The sequence below is a fragment of the uncultured Pseudokineococcus sp. genome (assembly GCF_947499845.1).
GTDB lineage: Bacteria > Actinomycetota > Actinomycetes > Actinomycetales > Quadrisphaeraceae > Pseudokineococcus.
The window spans coordinates 94,945-112,293 of the sequence record NZ_CANMPM010000004.1 but is presented as its reverse complement, the minus strand read 5'-3'; the positions used below and the strand labels follow the sequence as shown (position 1 = coordinate 112,293).

Annotated in this window: 17 protein-coding genes; 14 read left to right on the top strand and 3 right to left on the bottom strand. The window is 79.2% G+C overall.

The window, feature by feature from the left end; all coding sequences use genetic code 11:
• Positions 1–11 precede the first annotated feature (11 nt).
• The 8 genes from def (at position 12) to Q0789_RS05510 (ending at position 6,850) form a co-directional block, all read left to right on the top strand.
• Positions 12–560 (top strand): peptide deformylase, encoded by a 549-nt coding sequence (def, locus tag Q0789_RS05545; protein WP_298802948.1) that lies wholly within the window; start codon positions 12–14, stop codon positions 558–560.
• A gap of 3 nt (positions 561–563) precedes the next feature.
• Entirely contained in the window at positions 564–1,532 is a 969-nt protein-coding gene (gene fmt, locus Q0789_RS05540; RefSeq protein ID WP_298802947.1) for a methionyl-tRNA formyltransferase, read from the top strand.
• Complete coding sequence (locus Q0789_RS05535; RefSeq protein ID WP_298802946.1) at positions 1,529–3,331, top strand: transcription antitermination factor NusB; 1,803 nt, start codon at positions 1,529–1,531, stop codon at positions 3,329–3,331. The genes fmt and Q0789_RS05535 overlap by 4 nt, the downstream gene beginning before the upstream one ends.
• 290 nt (positions 3,332–3,621) lie before the next feature.
• Positions 3,622–4,341, top strand: a complete 720-nt coding sequence (gene rpe / locus Q0789_RS05530) for a ribulose-phosphate 3-epimerase (RefSeq protein WP_366917654.1) — start codon at positions 3,622–3,624, stop codon at positions 4,339–4,341.
• Positions 4,338–5,054 (top strand): nicotinamide riboside transporter PnuC, encoded by a 717-nt coding sequence (gene pnuC / locus Q0789_RS05525; protein WP_298802944.1) that lies wholly within the window; start codon positions 4,338–4,340, stop codon positions 5,052–5,054. The genes rpe and pnuC overlap by 4 nt, the downstream gene beginning before the upstream one ends.
• A 91-nt stretch (positions 5,055–5,145) precedes the next feature.
• Positions 5,146–5,409 carry a phosphoribosyl-ATP diphosphatase gene (locus Q0789_RS05520; RefSeq protein WP_298802943.1) on the top strand — a complete coding sequence of 88 codons (264 nt, stop codon included), beginning with the start codon at positions 5,146–5,148 and terminating at the stop codon, positions 5,407–5,409.
• Positions 5,410–5,499: 90 nt separating this feature from the next.
• Positions 5,500–6,348, top strand: a complete 849-nt coding sequence (gene hisG / locus Q0789_RS05515) for an ATP phosphoribosyltransferase (protein WP_298802942.1) — start codon at positions 5,500–5,502, stop codon at positions 6,346–6,348.
• Position 6,349: 1 nt separating this feature from the next.
• Positions 6,350–6,850 carry a PH domain-containing protein gene (locus tag Q0789_RS05510; protein ID WP_298802941.1) on the top strand — a complete coding sequence of 167 codons (501 nt, stop codon included), beginning with the start codon at positions 6,350–6,352 and terminating at the stop codon, positions 6,848–6,850.
• A gap of 3 nt (positions 6,851–6,853) precedes the next feature.
• Here the strand turns inward: Q0789_RS05510 and Q0789_RS05505 are convergent, their stop codons facing one another.
• Positions 6,854–7,987, bottom strand: coding sequence for an FUSC family protein (locus Q0789_RS05505; RefSeq protein WP_298802940.1), 1,134 nt, complete (start codon positions 7,985–7,987; stop codon positions 6,854–6,856).
• 79 nt (positions 7,988–8,066) lie between these two features.
• Entirely contained in the window at positions 8,067–8,468 is a 402-nt protein-coding gene (locus Q0789_RS05500) for a hypothetical protein (RefSeq protein ID WP_298802939.1), read from the bottom strand.
• A 129-nt stretch (positions 8,469–8,597) separates the two neighbouring features.
• On the opposite strand from Q0789_RS05500, the gene hisF reads away from it, so the two are divergent.
• Positions 8,598–9,461: an imidazole glycerol phosphate synthase subunit HisF gene (gene hisF, locus Q0789_RS05495; protein WP_298802937.1), complete on the top strand. Its 864-nt coding sequence runs from the start codon at positions 8,598–8,600 to the stop codon at positions 9,459–9,461.
• 37 nt (positions 9,462–9,498) lie between these two features.
• On the opposite strand, the gene Q0789_RS05490 is transcribed toward hisF, so the two are convergent.
• Positions 9,499–10,137, bottom strand: coding sequence for a TIGR03085 family metal-binding protein (locus Q0789_RS05490; RefSeq protein ID WP_298802935.1), 639 nt, complete (start codon positions 10,135–10,137; stop codon positions 9,499–9,501).
• Between the two features lie 449 nt (positions 10,138–10,586).
• Here Q0789_RS05490 and Q0789_RS05485 point away from each other — a divergent pair, with 449 nt between their 5' ends.
• From Q0789_RS05485 to Q0789_RS05465, 5 genes are read left to right on the top strand one after another with little or no spacing between them, the layout of a single operon-like run.
• A complete protein-coding gene (locus Q0789_RS05485) occupies positions 10,587–12,482 on the top strand; it encodes an ABC transporter ATP-binding protein (protein ID WP_298802933.1) in 1,896 nt (631 codons plus the stop codon).
• Positions 12,479–14,293, top strand: coding sequence for an ABC transporter ATP-binding protein (locus Q0789_RS05480; protein WP_298802931.1), 1,815 nt, complete (start codon positions 12,479–12,481; stop codon positions 14,291–14,293). Before Q0789_RS05485 ends, Q0789_RS05480 begins: the two co-directional genes overlap by 4 nt.
• A 56-nt stretch (positions 14,294–14,349) precedes the next feature.
• Positions 14,350–14,790, top strand: a complete 441-nt coding sequence (gene hisI / locus Q0789_RS05475; protein WP_298802929.1) for a phosphoribosyl-AMP cyclohydrolase — start codon at positions 14,350–14,352, stop codon at positions 14,788–14,790.
• A complete protein-coding gene (locus tag Q0789_RS05470; protein WP_298802927.1) occupies positions 14,787–16,346 on the top strand; it encodes an anthranilate synthase component I in 1,560 nt (519 codons plus the stop codon). Before hisI ends, Q0789_RS05470 begins: the two co-directional genes overlap by 4 nt.
• Positions 16,343–17,110, top strand: coding sequence for a Trp biosynthesis-associated membrane protein (locus tag Q0789_RS05465; RefSeq protein ID WP_298802925.1), 768 nt, complete (start codon positions 16,343–16,345; stop codon positions 17,108–17,110). Before Q0789_RS05470 ends, Q0789_RS05465 begins: the two co-directional genes overlap by 4 nt.
• Positions 17,111–17,349: the final 239 nt, after the last annotated feature.

Genomic DNA, 17,349 nt, shown 5'->3' with positions numbered 1-17,349 from the left:
GGGCCCCGCTCGTGGCCGTCCAGCCCGTCCGCCTGTTCGGCGACCCCGTCCTGCGCCGTCGCGCCGACGAGGTCGTCGACTTCGACCGCGAGCTGGCGCAGCTCGTCACCGACCTCGAGCACACGATGCTCGAGCAGCGGGGCGCTGGCCTCGCGGCGCCCCAGATCGGCGTCTCACTGCGGGTCTTCACCTACCACGTCGACGGCGTGCTGGGGCACCTCGTCAACCCGCGGCTGCAGCTGTCGGAGGAGTGCCAGGACGGCGATGAGGGCTGCCTCAGCTTCCCCGGCGTCTTCGCGAGCACGCGCCGCAGCCTCCACGTCGTGGCCCACGGGCAGGACCTCCACGGCGAGGACGTCGTCCTCTCCGGCAGCGCGCTGATGGCGCGGGCGATCCAGCACGAGACGGACCACCTCGACGGCATCCTCTTCATCGACCGGATGGAGCGCGAGGAGCGCAAGCTGGCGATGAAGGCGATCCGGGAGGCGGCCTGGGCGGCGGGGGAGCCGGCGCCGGTGGTGCGCACGAGCCCGCACGCCACCTTCGGCCGGGCGACCTGAGCCGTGCGCGTCGTCCTCGCCGGCACCCCCGCGCCGGCCGTCCCGTCCCTGCGCGCCCTCCTCGCGTCCTCGCACGAGGTCGTCGCCGTCGTCACCCGTCCCGACGCCCGCGCCGGGCGCGGCCGGCGCGCCGTCACCAGCCCCGTCAAGGAGCTGGCGCTCGAGGCGGACCTGCCCGTGCTGGCGCCCGAGCGGCCGGGGGACGAGGCCTTCCTCGCCGAGCTCGCCGACCTGGCCCCCGACTGCGTGCCCGTCGTCGCCTACGGCGCGCTCGTGCCGCGCCGCGCGCTCGACGTCCCCCGCCACGGCTGGGTCAACCTCCACTTCAGCCTCCTGCCGCGCTGGCGCGGCGCCGCGCCGGTGCAGCACGCCGTCCTCGCGGGCGACCCCGTGACGGGCGCCTGCGCGTTCCGCCTCGAGGAGGGCCTGGACACCGGTCCGGTGCTCGGCTCCCTCGAGGAGCCGGTGGGGCCGCGGGACACGGCGGGGGACCTGCTCGAGCGCCTGGCGCCGGCAGGGGCGGACCTGCTCGTGCGGGTCCTCGACGCCCTCGAGGCCGGGACGGCGCGCGCCGTCCCGCAGCCGGCGGACGGCGTCACCCTCGCCCCCAAGCTGCGCCCCGACGACGCGCGCGTGCGCTGGGAGGACGACGCGGCGGCGGTGGACCGCCGCGTGCGCGGGTGCACCCCCGCCCCGGGGGCGTGGACGACCTTCCGCGGGCAGCGGCTGCGGCTGGGGCCGGTGGAGCCCGTGCCCGCCGACGCCGTGTCCGCCGACGCCGCACCCGAGGACGGGGCAGCGCTCGGTCCGGGCGCGCTGCGGGTCACCCGGGGCGCGGTCCTCGTGGGCACCGGGACGGGGCCGGTCGCGCTGGGACAGGTCCAGCCCGCCGGGAAGAGGCCCATGGCGGCGCAGGACTGGGCCCGGGGCGTCCGTCCCGCCGACGACGAGGTGCTGGGAGCAGACGCGTGAGCGACGACGAGAGCGGCACCGGGACCGGCGCCGGGGCGGGCCCCGGTCGGGGCGGGCGCGGGCGCGGTGGCGGGACCGGCGGTGGTCGCCCGCGCAGCCCGGGCGGTGCCGGCGACGGCGGTCCGCGCGGGGGCGCACCCGGCGGCGGGCCGCGCGGCGGTGGTCCCCGCGGCGGTGGGCCGCGCGCCGGTGGGCCCCGCGGCGGTGGGCCCCGTGCCGACGGGCCGCGCTCCGGCGGTCCGGCGGGCGCCGGCCCGCGGACGTCGGGTCCCGGCGCCGGAGCCGGCGGGCGCGGCGGTGAGGCCGGGCGGCGCAGCGGCCCCGACCGCCAGCGCTGGTCCACGCAGAAGCCCTCGCAGCGCTCGCGCGGCGGAGGGCCGGCGCGCGAGGTCGCCTTCGACGTCCTCACCGCCGTCCGCGAGGAGGACGCCTACGCCAACCTCGTGCTGCCGGCGCTCCTGCGGAAGCACCGCCTCGACGCCCGCGAGGCCTCGCTGGCCACCGAGCTGGCGTACGGCACGCTGCGCGGCCGCGGCCTCTACGACGCCGTCCTCGCCGCCTGCGTCGACCGCCCGCTCGCGCAGGTCGACCCGCCGCTGCTCGACGCGCTGCGGCTGGGCGCCCACCAGCTGATCGCGACGCGCGTGCCCCCGCACGCGGCCGTGAGCCAGACGGTCGGGCTCGTGCGCACCCGGGTGGGCCCCGGCGGCGGCGGCTTCGCCAACGCCGTGCTGCGGCGGGTGGCCGAGCACGACCGCGACGCCTGGGCGGAGCGCGTGGCGCCCGAGGACGGCGACCCGACCGAGCGCCTGGCGGTGCTCCACAGCCACCCGGCGTGGGTGGTGCGCGCGCTGCGGGAGGCGCTCGTCACCCACGGCCGCGACGTCGGCGAGCTCGAGGCGCTGCTGCGCGCCGACAACGCCGCCCCCGAGGTCGTCCTCGCGGCCCGGCCGGGGCTCAGCACGCCCGAGGAGCTCGTGGCGGCGGCGGGCGCCGCGGTGCTGCGCACCGCCTCCGGCGCGTGGTCGCCGCAGGCCGTCCGGCTCGAGGAGGGCGACCCGGGCGCGCTCGCGCCCGTGCGCGACGGCCGCGCCCGCGTCCAGGACGAGGGCAGCCAGCTCGTGGCGCTCGCGCTCGCCGCCGCTCCGCTCGAGGGCCGTGACGAGCGCTGGCTCGACCTGTGCGCCGGCCCCGGCGGCAAGGCGGCGCTGCTCTCCGCGGCGGGCGCCGCCCGCGGCGCCCGGCTCACGGCCGTCGAGGTGAGCGAGCACCGCGCCCGGCTCGTCGCGCAGGCGCTGGCCGCCGGGCCGGACGTCGAGGTGCGCACCGGCGACGGCCGCGCCGTCGGCGACGACGAGCCCGGCGGCTACGACCGCGTGCTCGTCGACGCCCCGTGCACGGGTCTGGGCGCCCTGCGCCGCCGCCCCGAGGCGCGCTGGCGCCGGCAGCCCTCCGACCTGTCCGGGCTGGGACCGCTGCAGCGCGACCTCCTCGCCTCCGCCCTGGCGGCGGTGCGCGTCGGCGGCGTCGTCGCCTACGTGACGTGCTCGCCGCACCCCGCCGAGACGGTCGCCGTCGTCCGCGACGCGGTCCGGCGCGGCGCGGTCGACCTCCTCGACGCCCCGGCCGTCCTCGACGCCGCGGCGCTGTCGCCCGTCCCGGGCACGGCGCCGCCCCTCGACGGGGGCGGCGGGGCGAGCGGCGCCGAGGTGGACGCTGCCGGCCGCACCGCCCAGCTGTGGCCGCACGCCCACGGCACCGACGCCATGTTCCTGGCCCTGCTGCGCCGCACGGCGTGAGGGCGGGGGCGACCCGAGCGGTAGGAGGGCGCGACGGCGGGCGGACGCCCGGTGTGGTTCGCGTCCGGCGCGGCGCGGCTCCGGGCACTGGCGCGGCGCGCTGCGGTCGGCTCGCGGAGGGGGCGGGGCGCCGGCCTGACGTGCCCCTCCGCCCCCCCGCTCCGGACGCTCGTGCCGGGAGGAGTCGCCGACCCGCCGCACCCGCCCGCGGCTCGTAGGCTCCGCGCGTGACGGACGACGGCAGCCCTCAGGACAGCAGGCCCGAGGGGAGCGGGGGACCGCAGCGCACGATGCGCGTCCACCCGAGCATCCTGTCGGCGGACTTCACCGACCTCGCCGCCGAGGTGCGCGGCATCCCCACGGCGGACGCGGTGCACGTCGACGTCATGGACGGCCACTTCGTGCCCAACCTCACGCTCGGCCTGCCCGTCGTCGAGCGCCTGGCGCAGGTGAGCGACCTGCCGCTGGACTGCCACCTCATGGTCGAGGCGCCGGACCGGTGGGCGCCCGCGTACGCCGAGGCCGGCGCGGCGGGCGTCACCTTCCACGCCGAGGCCGCGGCCGCGCCCGTCCGGCTGGCCCGCGAGCTGCGCCGCCTCGGGGCGCGCGCCGCCGTCGCGCTCAACCCGGCGACGCCCGTCGAGCCGTGGGTCGACCTCCTGGGCGAGGTCGACATGGTGCTGCTCATGACCGTCGAGCCGGGGTTCGGGGGCCAGTCCTTCCTCGACGTCGTGCTGCCGAAGGTCCGGCGCCTGCGGGCGGCGATCTCCGCCGCGGGGCTGCCCGTGGCCGTGCAGGTCGACGGCGGCGTCAGCGCCGAGACCGTGGGCCGCGCCGCCGAGGCGGGCGCCGACGTCTTCGTCGCGGGCTCCGCCGTCTACGGCGCCGAGGACGCGGCGGCCGCGGTCGAGGACCTGCGCGCCCGGGCCGCGGCGGCGGTCGCCGGCCCCGACGTCCCCGGCCCCGTCGACCCCGGCCCCGTCGACCGCGGCCCCGTCGACCGCGGGTGAGCGGCGCCGTCGACGCCCTGGCGTCCGTCCTCGACGCCGCGGTCGTCATCGGGGGCGTGCCCCTGCTGCTGCGCGAGGTCGTCGGCAACCTCTTCGGCCTCGCCTCGGCCGTCGGCGGGATGCGCCGGCGCGTGTGGGCCTGGCCGGTCGGCGTCGTCGGCAACGCCCTGCTGTTCACCGTCTTCCTCGGCGGCGTCTTCGCGACGCCGCAGGCCGTCGACCTCTACGGGCAGGCCGGCCGGCAGGTGTTCTTCCTCCTCGTCAGCGTCTACGGCTGGGTGCGGTGGAGCCGCACCCGGCGCGCCGGGGGAGCGGGCGCCCCGGCCGTGGAGCCGCGGTGGGCCACCGGCCGCGAGCGGGCCGTGCTCGTCGCCGTCATGGTCGTGGGCACGCTCGGCCTCGCGCAGGTCTTCGCGCGGCTCGACTCCTTCGGGCCCTACCCGGACGCGTGGATCTTCACGGGCTCGCTGCTCGCGACGTACGGCATGGCCCGCGGCTGGATCGACTTCTGGCTCGTGTGGATCGCCGTCGACGTCGTCGGGGTGCCGCTGCTGCTGGCAGCCGGGTACTACCCCTCCGCCGTGCTGTACCTCGTGTACGCGGGCTTCGTCGTCTGGGGGGCGCGGACGTGGGTGGTCGCCCGCCGGCGCGAGCAGCGCGCCGGCCCCGGCGCGGACGGGCCCGCCGACCCCGCGGTGACGGCGCTGGGCTGAGGGCGACCCGGTCGTGACGGCGCCGGACCGGGGGTGCCCCGCTCGGGCACCCGGCTCGGGCACCGGGCGCGGGCACCTAGCCTGGGCCCCCGTGAAGACCTTCGACGACCTGTTCGCCGAGCTCGCCGCCAAGGCCGAGCAGCGCCCGGAGGGCTCGCGCACCGTCGCCGAGCTCGACGCCGGCGTCCACGCCATCGGCAAGAAGGTCGTCGAGGAGGCCGCCGAGGTGTGGATGGCCGCCGAGCACGAGAGCGACGAGCGGACCGCCGAGGAGGTCTCCCAGCTGCTGTACCACCTGCAGGTGCTGCTGCTGGCCCGCGGGCTCACGCTCGAGGACGTCTACGCCCACCTCTGAACCGCCCCCCGGCACGCGCCCCGCCCCGCATCGGCGCCCGCCACCCGCGCCCGCCATCCGCCCCTCGGCACCACCCAGGAGACCCCGCCCGTGCTGCGCATCGCCGTCCCGAACAAGGGCTCGCTCGCCGAGCCCGCCGCCGCCCTGCTGCGCGAGGCCGGCTACGCCGAGCGCCGGACGGGTCGCGAGCTGGTGCTCCACGACCACGCCAACGACGTGGAGCTGTACTTCCTGCGCCCCCGCGACATCGCGGTCTACGTCGGCGCCGGCACGCTCGACGCCGGCATCACGGGCCGCGACCTGCTCCTGGACTCCGGCGCGGACGCCGAGGAGGTGCTCGAGCTCGGCTTCGCCTCCTCGACCTTCCGCTTCGCCGCCCGCACCGGGGAGGCCCCGGCCGACGTGACGGGGCTGGCGGGGCGCCGCGTCGCCACGAGCTACGACGGCCTCGTGCGCGCCCACCTCGCCGAGCACGGCGTCGACGCCCCCGTCGTGCGCCTCGACGGCGCCGTGGAGATCTCCGTGGCCCTCGGGGTCGCCGACGTCATCGCCGACGTCGTCGAGACCGGCTCGACGCTGCGGGCGGCGGGGCTCGAGGTCTTCGGCGACCCGATCCTGCGGTCCGAGGCGGTTCTCGTGCAGCGCCGCGGCACGAGCGCCCCCGAGGGGCTCGACGTCCTCGTGCGCCGGGTGCAGGGCGTCCTCGTCGCCCGCGAGTACGTCATGGTCGACTACGACGTCCACGTCGACCTGCTCGACGCCGCCTCGGCGGTCACGCCGGGCCTCGAGTCGCCGACCGTCTCGCCCCTGCGGGACGCGAGCTACGTGGCCGTGCGGTCGATGGTGCGGCGCGGGGAGGTCAACGCCGTCATGGACCGGCTCTACGAGATCGGCGCCCGCGCCATCCTCGTCACGACGATCCACGCCTGCCGGATCTGACGTGGCCGACCCCTCCGGCGCCCGCCGCGGCGGCCCCGACGACGGGCGCGCGTCCGAGCGCGCGTCCGAGCGCGCCCGCCTGCACCGCCCCTTCGCCCCGCGCCGGGCCCGCGTGGTCGCCGTCGCCGTCGGCGCCGCCGCGCTGCTCGGCGGGCTGCTCCTCGCGGTGCTCGTGCCCGAGCTCGGCACCTTCGACCGGGTGGGCTTCGTCGTGGTCGGCGCCCTCGTCGCGGGCTTCATGGCGCTGCAGGCGCGCGTCCGCGTCGTCGTCGACGAGCGGGGGCTGCACGTGCAGAACCTCCTCCTGTCCCGGCGCCTGGAGTGGGCCGAGGTCGTGCAGGTGCGGTTCGGCGGCGGCCAGCCGTGGGTGCAGCTGGACCTGTCGGACGGCGACGTCCTGCCCGTCATGGCCGTGCAGCGCGCCGACGGCGCCGCCGCCGAGGCCGAGGCGCAGCGCCTGGCCACGCTCGTGGCCCTCCACGGCCCCCGCGACGACGGCTGAGGCTCAGTCGACCGGCGGGACGGCGGCGAGGGCCCGGTCGCTCGACATCCCGCCCACCTGCAGCAGGTCGACCACGGTGCTGCGCAGCTGCCCGACGCAGACCGCGGCCGACAGCCCGAGGCGCCGGCTCCCGAGGACGCCGGCGCGGCGGCCCAGGTCGACGAGGTCGTCGAGGAGGTCGTCGTCGCGCCGCCCGGCGTCCACGGCCTCGGACAGCAGCCGAGCACCGGTGGCGAGCTCCTCGAGGAGCGTCCACAGCTCTGGCGGCAGCGGCTCGTCGCGCTGCTCGGCGACGGCCACCCGCCGCAGGAGCACGCGCACGTTGCGCATGGCCCGGTCGAGGGGGACGGCGAGGTCGCGGACCACCTCGAGCCCCGGGCGGTGGCGGTGGCGGAACGGCGAGAGCCGCAGCCCCTCCAGGGCCTCCTGCGCCGCGGGCGCGAGGTCCTCGAAGGCCCGCTGCCCGGCGCGCGCCCGGTCCAGCGCCGCCTGCGCCCGCTCGCCGTCGGCGTGCTTGGCCGCGGCGGCGGCCTCGGCGAGCAGCAGCGCCACCTCGCCCGTCGCGGCGGCGGCGAGGCGGCGCGGCCGCAGCAGCGGCGCGGTCGGCAGGAGGGCCGCCACGACGAGCGCCACGGCTCCGCCGACGAGCGCGTCGACCCAGCGGTCGAGCCCCGCGGACGCCGGCGCGGCGAGCGAGGTCACGATGCTGGCCTGCACGCCCGCCTGCGTGACGAGCAGCTGGCCGGCGTCGAGCAGGACGGCGAGGGCCATCGACAGGCCCACCACGACGGCGAGCTGCCACACGCCCGTGCCGAGCCAGCTCGCGAGCAGGTCCCCGACGGCGATGCCCAGGGCGACGCCGACGACCACCTCGCCCGTGCGCCGCAGCCGGCCCTCGTAGGACTGGCCGAGCGCGACGACCGCCGCGACGGGCGCGAAGAAGGGCGTGGCGTGGCCCAGGACGAGGTGGGCGATGGCCCAGGCCGCCCCCGCGGCGAGCGCGCACTGGACGATGTTCGGGCCGCGCCGGCGCAGCCGGGCCAGGCGCTCGCGCGCCGACCGGCGCCCGCGGACGGCGGCGCGCAGCTGCCAGACGCGCTGGAGGTCGAGGCGCTGGCTCGCACGGCTGCCGGGCACGCGCCGATGCTCCCAGGTGCCGGTGCTCCCCGGTGCCGGTGCTCCCCGGTGCCGGTGCCGGGCGGCGCTCGTGCCGCCCTCAGCCCGTGACGACGACCACGTCGGCGCGCGCGGCGGGCGCGTGCGCGCGCAGGTGCGCCTCCTCCTGGGCGGCCCAGCGGTCCCAGTGCGGGGCGTAGGCCTCGCCGTCGCGCGCCAGCGCCCGGTGCCGTCGCACCTCGTCGGGCGCCTGCGCCCACACGAGGACGTCGCCCGGCGCGAGCTCCGCGGCGCCCGCCCCCACGCCCTCGACGACGAGCAGCGGCCCGGGGGCGACGACGAGGTCGTCCCCGGCGCCCGACCAGGCGCCGGCGTCCCAGTCCCAGCGCCGCAGCCGGGCGGCGCGGCCGGCCCGCCAGGCCGGCAGGGCCTCGTCCGCGAGGCGCGCCGCACCGGCCGCCAGCGCGTCCCACCCCGGGTACAGGTCGTCCAGGTGCAGCACGGGAGCGCCGAGCGCCGCCCCCAGGGCGGCGGCCAGCGTCGTCTTGCCCGCGCCGCTGCGGCCCTCGACGAGGACGGCGCGCGGGACGGCGCACGGGCCCGGGGCGCCGCGGTCCCTAGGCTGGTGCCCGTGAGCCTCGCCGTCCGCGTCGTCCCCTGCCTCGACGTGGACGCCGGCCGCGTCGTCAAGGGGGTCCGCTTCGCCGGCCTGCGGGACGCGGGCGACCCGGTCGAGCTCGCGCGCCAGTACGGCGACGACGGCGCGGACGAGCTCGTCTTCCTCGACGTCACGGCGAGCACGGACGAGCGGGCCACGACCTACGACGTCGTCGCGCGCACCGCCGAGCAGGTCTTCGTGCCGCTCACCGTGGGCGGGGGCGTGCGCACGGTCGCCGATGTCGACCGGCTCCTGCGCGCCGGCGCCGACAAGGTCGGGGTCAACACCGCGGCCGTCGCGCGGCCGCGGCTCGTCGCCGAGGTGGCCGACCGCTTCGGGGCCCAGGTGCTCGTCCTGTCCGTCGACGCCCGCCGCTGCCCGCCGGGCACCCCGGAGGCCGAGCGCACCCCCTCCGGGTTCGAGGTCACCACGCACGGAGGGCGCCGGGGGACCGGGGTCGACGCGCTCGCCTGGGCCGCGCAGGCCGCCCGCCTGGGGGCGGGGGAGATCCTCCTCAACTCCGTCGACGCGGACGGGACGACCGGCGGCTTCGACCTCGAGATGCTCCGCGCCGTCCGCGGCGAGGTGGGCGTCCCCGTCGTCGCCAGCGGCGGCGCCGGCCGGCTCGAGGACTTCGCGCCCGCCGTCGCGGCGGGCGCGGACGCCGTCCTCGCCGCCTCCGTCTTCCACTTCGGCGTGCTCCGCGTGGGCCAGGTGAAGGACGCCCTCGCGGCCGCCGGGCACCCCGTGCGCCGCGCCGGCGCCGCCGTCCACGCCGCGGACGGCGCCCCGTCCCCCGGCGGGCGGGAGGACGTCGGGCCCGCGCCCGCCCCCTGAGGCCGGTCCCGTCGGCAGGTCGGGGAGCACCGCGGCCTCAGACCGCCCGGTCGACGCCCGCCAGCGCGCGGACGTCCTCGGGCGAGCCCTCGACCTCGACGCGGGCGACGGCCTCGCGGCCGAAGCTGTGGAGCAGCACCTCGCCCACGTCGCCGCGCAGCACGACGGTGCCGGCGCCCTCGGGGGCGCGGCGGGCGACGACCCGCCCCTCCGGCGTCTCCAGCACCACACCGACGGGGGAGCGCCGGTACAGCAGCACCGCCCGGCCCCGCAGGCCGGCCCAGAGCGCTCGGCGGACCTCGGCGGGGAGGTCGCGCGGCGGCGCGGGCTCGTCGCCGGCGCGGCGCAGGTCCTCGGCGTGGACGAAGTGCTCGCCCGTGTTGACCGCCCGGTCGACGCCCGGGAGGGCGAAGGGGGACAGCCGCGGCGGTCCCGAGGCCACGAGGTCGACGAGGTCGGCGAACGGGCGGGACGCCAGCCCGGCGCGCACCCGCTCGGCGTGGCCGGCCACGGGCGGCAGGACGAGGCCGAGGGCGGCGTCGGGGCGCCGCTCGCGGACGACGAGGTGGGCGGCCAGGTCTCGCGCCGACCACCCCGCGCACAGCGTGGGGGCGTCGGGGCCGCAGCGGCGCAGCTCGGCGACGAGGGCGGCGCGCTCGGTGGCGGAGGGGGTCATGGCGCCATCGTGCCCGCCCCGGCGGCCGGCGCCCGCCGGCCCCGTCCCGTCGGGCTCCCGCCCACCCGTCCCGTCGGGCTCCCGCCCACCCGTCCCGCCGTCCTGCCCACCCGTCCCGCCCGGCCGCCCCCGGTCCGGCCGCCCCCCGTCCCGTCCGGGCGCCGCAGCGCCGCAGCGCCGCCGGGAAGCCCGCGGAGCCGGTGTCGGTTGCCCGTGAGAACGTGTCCTGCCCGCTGCCGCGGGCCCGCCCCGAGAGGACGCCCGTGCCCCGCCGCTCCGCACCGCCCCCCGTCCCGGACCGAGCTGCAGCGCACCCTCCCGGCCCCGCGCCGGCCCCGCCCCGGGCCGCGGGCGCGCCCTCGGAGACCACGGCCGGCGTCCCCCGGCAGCCCGACCGCCGCCGCCGCGCGGGGCGGGCGCCCCACCCCCCGGGCGCCACCCGCCGCGGCGTGCGCGTGGTCGTCCGCGGCGCCCGCGACGAGCCCCGCGTCCTCGGCCTGGCGGTCGCGGTGTCGGCCGTCTACGGCGCCGGGACGGCGGCCGCGGGCTGGCTCCTCGGGCGCACGACCGACGAGGTCCTCACGCCGCTCTTCGCCGGCGAGCCCGGCGTGGGCCGGGTCGACGCGCTGCTGGCCGGGCTGGCCCTCACCGCCGTCGCGGTCGTCACCGCGGTGGCGGTGGCCCTGCGGCGCATGGTCGCGGGCCGGGTCTTCGCCAACCTCCAGGCCCGCTACCGGCGGCGCCTCGCCCACCAGTACCTGCGCCTGCCGATCGCCTGGCACCACCGCCACCCCGCCGGCCAGCTGCTCGCCAACGCCAGCAGCGACGTCGAGGCCAGCTTCATGATCTTCAACCCCCTGCCGATGGCGCTGGGCGTCGTCGTCATGGCCGTCGTGGCCGCCGTCGCGATGGTGGCCGCCGACCCGGTCCTCGCCCTCGTCGGCCTCCTGAGCCTGCCGGCCATGGTCGTCGCCAACATCGCCTACCAGCGCGCCATGTCGCCCCGCGTGGTGCGGGCCCAGGCCCTGCGGGGCGAGGTCTCGGCCATGGCGCACGAGAGCTTCGACGGCGCCGTCGTCGTCAAGACACTCGGCCGCGAGGGCGCGGAGACGCGCCGCTTCGGCGCCGCCGCCGACCGCCTGCGGGCGGCCAACGTCGACGTGGGGCGCACCCGCGGCGCCTTCGACCCGGCGGTCGAGGCGCTGCCCGGGCTCGCGAGCCTCGCGGTCCTGGCGGTCGGTGCGGTGCGCGCCGCCTCGGGCGACGTCGGGGTCGGCGCCGTCTTCACGGTCGTGTACCTCCTGGCGGTCCTCGCCTCCCCGGTGCGCGCCTTCGGGTGGGTGCTGGCCGAGCTGCCGCGCTCCGCCGTGGGGTTCGGGCGCGTGCGGACGGTCCTCGACGCCCGCGGCCGCACCACGTGGGGCGAGAGCCCCCTGCCGGCGGGCGGGCTCTCCCTGCAGATGCGGGGCGTCGAGCTGGCGCACTCCCGCGAGACGGGGGAGGACCTCGACGCGGGGGAGGTGGCACCGCGGCGGCGCGACGGCGAGGCCGGCACCGCGGCGCCCGGGAGCGGCGCCGGCGCACGCGTCCCCGCGCTGCGCGGGGTGGACCTCGACGTCCCCGCCGGCTCGACGACGGCGCTCGTCGGGCCCACCGGCTCCGGCAAGTCGACCCTCGCGTCGCTGGCGGTGCGGCTGCTCGACCCCGACAGCGGCGTCGTGCGCCTCGGCGGCGTCGACGCCCGCGAGCTGCGCGAGGGCTCCCTGCCGTCCGAGGTGGCCCTCGTGCCGCAGAGCACCTTCGTCTTCGACGACACGGTCCGCGAGAACATCACCCTGGGCGCCGAGGTGGACGAGGGGCGCCTGCGCGGGGCCCTCGAGACGTCGCAGGCGGCCGAGTTCGTCGACGCCCTGCCCGACGGTCTCGAGACGCGGGTGGGGGAGCGCGGCACGTCCCTGTCGGGCGGCCAGCGGCAGCGGCTCGCCCTGGCGCGCGCGCTGGTGCGCGACCCGCGCCTGCTCGTCCTCGACGACGCGACCTCGGCCGTCGACCCGGCCGTGGAGGCCGAGATCCTCACCGCGCTCCGGCGCCCGTCGGCGCCCGGCGCGCCGCGGCCCACCGTCCTGCTCGTCGCCTACCGGCGCGCCACCATCGCCCTGGCCGACCGCGTCGCCTGGATGGAGCGCGGGCGCGTCGTCGACGAGGGCACCCACGAGGAGCTGCTCGAGCGCCGGCCCGCCTACCGCCACCTCGTCACGGCCTACGAGGAGGCCGCGCTCGCGGCCGACGACGGGCGGAGCACCGGGGCGGGTGCCGCCCCCGCGGTCGCGGGGGGCCGGCGGTGAGCGCGCCGGCCGCGCCGACGCCCGGCGGCACGCGCATCGCCCGCGAGGCGGGTGACGGCGTCGTCGCCACCGTCCGCCGGGGCCTCGCCCTGTCGCCGCTCATGCGCCGGGGCCTGCTCGGCACGCTGCTGCTCGGCGTGCTCGCCACGGCCGGGCGCGTGGTCGTGCCGCTGGCCACGCAGCGGACGGTCGACGCCGGCATCAACGGGCCCGACGGGCCCGACCCGGGGCTCGTGCTGCGCATCGTCCTCGTGGGCGTGGTGGTCGTCGTCGCGACGGCCTTCGTCTCCTACCTCGTCAACCGGCGCCTGTTCACCGCGACCGAGGCCGGGCTGGCCGAGCTGAGGACCACGGCCTTCCGGCGCGTGCACGACCTCTCGGCGCTCACCCAGTCCTCCGAGCAGCGGGGCTCCCTGGTCTCCCGCGTGACGAGCGACGTCGACACCATCTCCCAGTTCCTGCAGTTCGGCGGTCTGCTGCTCGTCCTGTCGCTCGGCCAGGTGCTCGTCGTCTCCGTCATCATCGGCGTGACGTCGTGGCAGCTGCTCCTCGTCGTCCTGGCGTGCTTCGTGCCGGTCGTGGCCTTCGGCCGCTGGATGCAGCCGCGGGTCTCCGCCGCCTACTCCGAGGTCCGCGCCCGGGTCGGCCGCGTCCTCGGAGGCGTGTCCGAGACCGTCGTCGGCGCCGACACCATCCGGGCCTACGGCGCCGAGACGCGCACGCGGGCGCGGGTGGACGCCGCCGTGGAGGACCAGCGCCGCGCGCAGGTCCGGGCGCAGACCCTCGTCGCGACGTCCTTCTCGACGGCCGTGCTGGGCGCAGGCGTCGTCGTCGCCGCGGTCGTCGTCGTCGGTGCGCTGCTGGGCGTGGACGGCGACCTGACGCTCGGGCAGCTCACCGCGGTGCTGCTCCTCGTCCAGCTGCTCACGGGCCCGGTCCAGAGCCTCACCGAGGTGCTCAACGAGCTGCAGAACGCCGTCGCGGGCTGGCGGCGGGTGCTCGCCCTGCTGGACACGCCCGTCGACCTCGCCGACCCGGGCGAGGACGGCCGCGACCTGCCCGAGGGGCCGCTCGACCTGCGCGTCGAGGGGCTCGGGTACGCCTACCCGGGCGGGCGACCCGCGCTCAGCGACGTCGACCTCTCCGTCCCGGCGGGCACGCGCGTGGCGGTCGTGGGACGCACCGGGTCGGGCAAGACGACCCTCGCGCGGCTGCTCACGCGCCTGCAGGACCCGGTGAGCGGCCGCGTCGTCCTGGGCGGGGAGGACCTGCGGCGGGTGCGGTCCGCCAGCCTCCGCGGGCGCGTCGCGATGGTGCCGCAGGAGGGCTTCCTCTTCGAGGGCACCGTCCGCGAGAACGTCGCGCTGGGCCGCGAGGGCAGCACGACCGAGGACGTGCACCGGGTCGTCGACGAGCTGGGGCTCACGTCCTGGGTCGAGGGGCTGCCCGACGGCCTCGACACCCGCGTCGGGCAGCGGGGCGAGGCGCTGTCCGCGGGGGAGCGCCAGCTCGTGGCCCTGGCCCGCGCCCGCCTGGCCGACCCCGACCTCCTCGTCCTCGACGAGGCGACCTCGGCCGTCGACCCGGGCCTCGACGTCGCCATCGGCGCGGCGCTCGAGCGCCTCATGGCCGGTCGCACGTCGGTGACCATCGCCCACCGGATGTCGACGGCCGAGCGCGCCGACCTCGTCGTGGTCGTCTCCGGCGGGCGCATCACCGAGACCGGTCGGCACGCCGACCTCGTCGTCGCGGACGGGCACTACGCCGAGCTGCACCGGGCGTGGTCCTCGCAGATGTCCCCGGCCGGCTGACGCCACCGGGCCGGCGGCGGCCGGGGCGAGGTCGGGGGCGGTGGGAGGATCAGGGCGTGAGCGCCTCCACCTCCTCCGGCACCGACCTCGACCCCGCGGTGGCCGCCCGCCTGCAGCGCACGCCCGACGGCCTGGTGGCCGCGGTGGTCCAGCAGCACGACACCGGCGAGGTGCTCATGCTCGGCTGGATGGACGACCGTGCCCTCGCGCTCACCCTCAGCACGGGCCGCGCCACCTACTGGAGCCGCAGCCGCCAGGAGCTGTGGCGCAAGGGGGACACCTCCGGGCACGTGCAGCACGTGCGCTCGGTCGCGCTGGACTGCGACGGCGACGCCCTGCTCGTCCGCGTCGACCAGACGGGCCCGGCGTGCCACACCGGGACCCGCACCTGCTTCGACGGCCGCGACCTCGGCGCCCGCGACGTCGTCACGCAGGCGACCTCGGGCGGGGCCGCGGGCGGCGGGTCGGGCGGGGCCACGGGCGGGGGCGGCGCGTGAGCGCGGGACCCGACGGGCGCCTCGGGGCGACGTGGCCGTCGCTCGACGTCTTCCGCGAGCTGGCCCGCGACCGTCGGGTCGTGCCGGTCGTGCGCCGCGTGCTCGCCGACGGCGAGACGCCCGTGGGCCTCTACCGCAAGCTGTCGGGCGACGCCCCGGGCTCCTTCCTCCTGGAGTCCGCCGAGGGCGGGCGCTGGTCGCGCTGGTCGATCGTCGGTGCGCGCTCCGGGGCGATGCTGCTGGGCGGCGACGGCGCCTCGCAGTGGATCGGCGAGCCGCCCGCGGGCGTGCCGACCTCGGGGGAGCCCACGGAGGTGCTGGCCGCCGTGATGGACGCCCTGCACACCCCGCGCCTGCCCGGCCTCCCGCCGCTCACCGGCGGCATGGTCGGCGTCCTCGGGTACGACGTCGTCCGCGCCTGGGAGCGGCTGCCGGTGCGCTCGCCCGACGAGCTCGGCGCGCCGCCGGTGATGATGGCGCTCGCCGCGGACGTCGCCGTCCTCGACCACAGCGACGGCACGCTGCTGCTCGTCGCCAACGCGGTGAACCACGACGGGACCGACGAGCGCGTCGACGAGGCCTGGGGCGACGCCGTCGCGCGGCTCGACCGCATGGTCGCCGAGCTGGCCGCACCCGCGCCGTCCACGGTCGCCGTCCACGACGGCGGCGGGGTCGAGCCGCCCGCGCCGCGGGAGCGCACGCGCCGGGAGGACTACCTCGAGGCGGTGCGGCGCGGCAAGGAAGCCATCGTCGACGGCGAGGTCTTCCAGGTCGTCCTCTCCCAGCGCTTCGAGCTGGACTGCCCGGCCGACGCCCTCGACGTCTACCGCTGCCTGCGGGCGTCCAACCCGAGCCCGTACATGTACCTGTTCCGGGGGCAGCGCCCCGACGGCAGCCGCGTGGACGTCGTCGGCTCGAGCCCCGAGGCGCTCGTCAAGGTCGAGGCGGGCCGGGTCCTGGCGCACCCCATCGCGGGCACGCGCCCGCGCGGCGCCAAGCCCGAGGACGACGTCCGCCTCGCGGAGGAGCTCCTCGACGACGCCAAGGAGCGCTCCGAGCACCTCATGCTCGTCGACCTCGCGCGCAACGACCTCGCACGGGTCTGCGAGCCGGGGACCGTGGACGTCGTCGAGTTCATGGCGGTCGAGCGCTACAGCCACGTCATGCACCTCGTCTCGACGGTGCTCGGCGACGTGCGCCCCGGGACGGCGGCGATGGCCGTGCTCCGGGCGGCCTTCCCGGCGGGGACGCTGTCCGGCGCGCCGAAGCCGCGGGCCATGGAGCTCATCGACGCGCTGGAGCCGGTGCGGCGGGGGGTCTACGGCGGCGTCGTGGGCTACCTCGACTTCGCGGGCGACCTCGACATGGCCATCGCCATCCGGACGGCCGTGCTGTCCGACGGGCGGGCGCACGTGCAGGCGGGCGCCGGCGTCGTCGCGGACTCGGTGCCGGAGCTCGAGGACGCCGAGTGCCGGGCCAAGGCGGCGGCGGTGCTGCGCGCCGTCGCGGCCGCGAGCACGCTGCGACCGCCGGCGCCGGCCGGCGGCCACCGGTGAGCCCGGCCGGCCGGAGCGCCCGGCTCCCGCGCGCCCGCGCCGTGCTCGGCCTGCTGGCGCTCGGGGCGGTCGTCGTCGTCTCGGGGGCGCTCACGTGGACGCGGGCGGACGTCGACGGCGCCCTGGCCGGCGCGGGGGCGGTGGCGGCGACGGGCGGGTCGGCGGCCCCGCTCGTGCCGGCGCTCGGCCTCGTGGCCCTCGCCGGGGCCGCCGCCGCCAGCACCACGCGCCGCGCCGGGTCGCTCGTCGCGCTCGGCGTCGTGGCGGCCGCGGGCGCCGGCGTCGTCGCCGGCGCCGCGGGGGTCCTCGCCGACCCGCTGGGCGCCACCGCCGGCGAGGTCGGTCAGGTGCTCGGCGTCACGGCCGGCTCGGTGGGCCCGGGCGACGCGAGCGCCACCGCGACGGCGTGGCCCTGGGTCACCGCGGGGGTCGGCGCGCTGCTCGCCGTGCTGGCGGTCGCCGCGCTGCCCGCCTCGCGCGCGTGGCCGAGCGGGCGCCGCTACGAGGCGCCGACCGCCCGGGCCGAGGAGCTGGAGCGCGGCGTCGACGCCGGTGCGGTCGGCGACGGCGGGTCCGCGGGGACGAGCGCCTGGGCCGGGGCCGGTGGTGCGGGCGCCCGGACCGGCGACCCGGTCACCGGGACCGAGGACGAGGGCCCGGCCGCCGAGCGGGCCCGGCGACGGGGCGAGGCCTTCGACGCGTGGGACTCCCTGTCGCGCGGCGAGGACCCGACCGGCGGGGCCGAGGGCGACCGCCGCCGCTGATCCGACGCCGGCGCCGGGACGACGAGACGCCGGGTGAGCGGGACGGCGGGGTGGCGGGGCGGCGCGGGAGCCGCGGGGCGCGGCGGCTGGCATGATGACGACGCGCCCGGTGGGGCCGCGCGAGCGGCCGCCGCGGGCGCCGCGACCGCGCCGCGCGGCGCGGGGTCGCCCGACCACCACCGACGACCAGACCGACCGACCGACCGACCGACGAGAGCGAGCCGCGCGTCGGACCGCCG

What these genes read in the sequence shown, in the direction of transcription:
- rpe (WP_366917654.1), top strand. Translation starts at nt 3,622, where the DNA reads ATGCGCGTCCACCCGAGCATCCTGTCGGCGGACTTCACCGACCTCGCC.
- Q0789_RS05490 (WP_298802935.1), bottom strand. Translation starts at nt 10,137, where the DNA reads ATGACCCCCTCCGCCACCGAGCGCGCCGCCCTCGTCGCCGAGCTGCGC.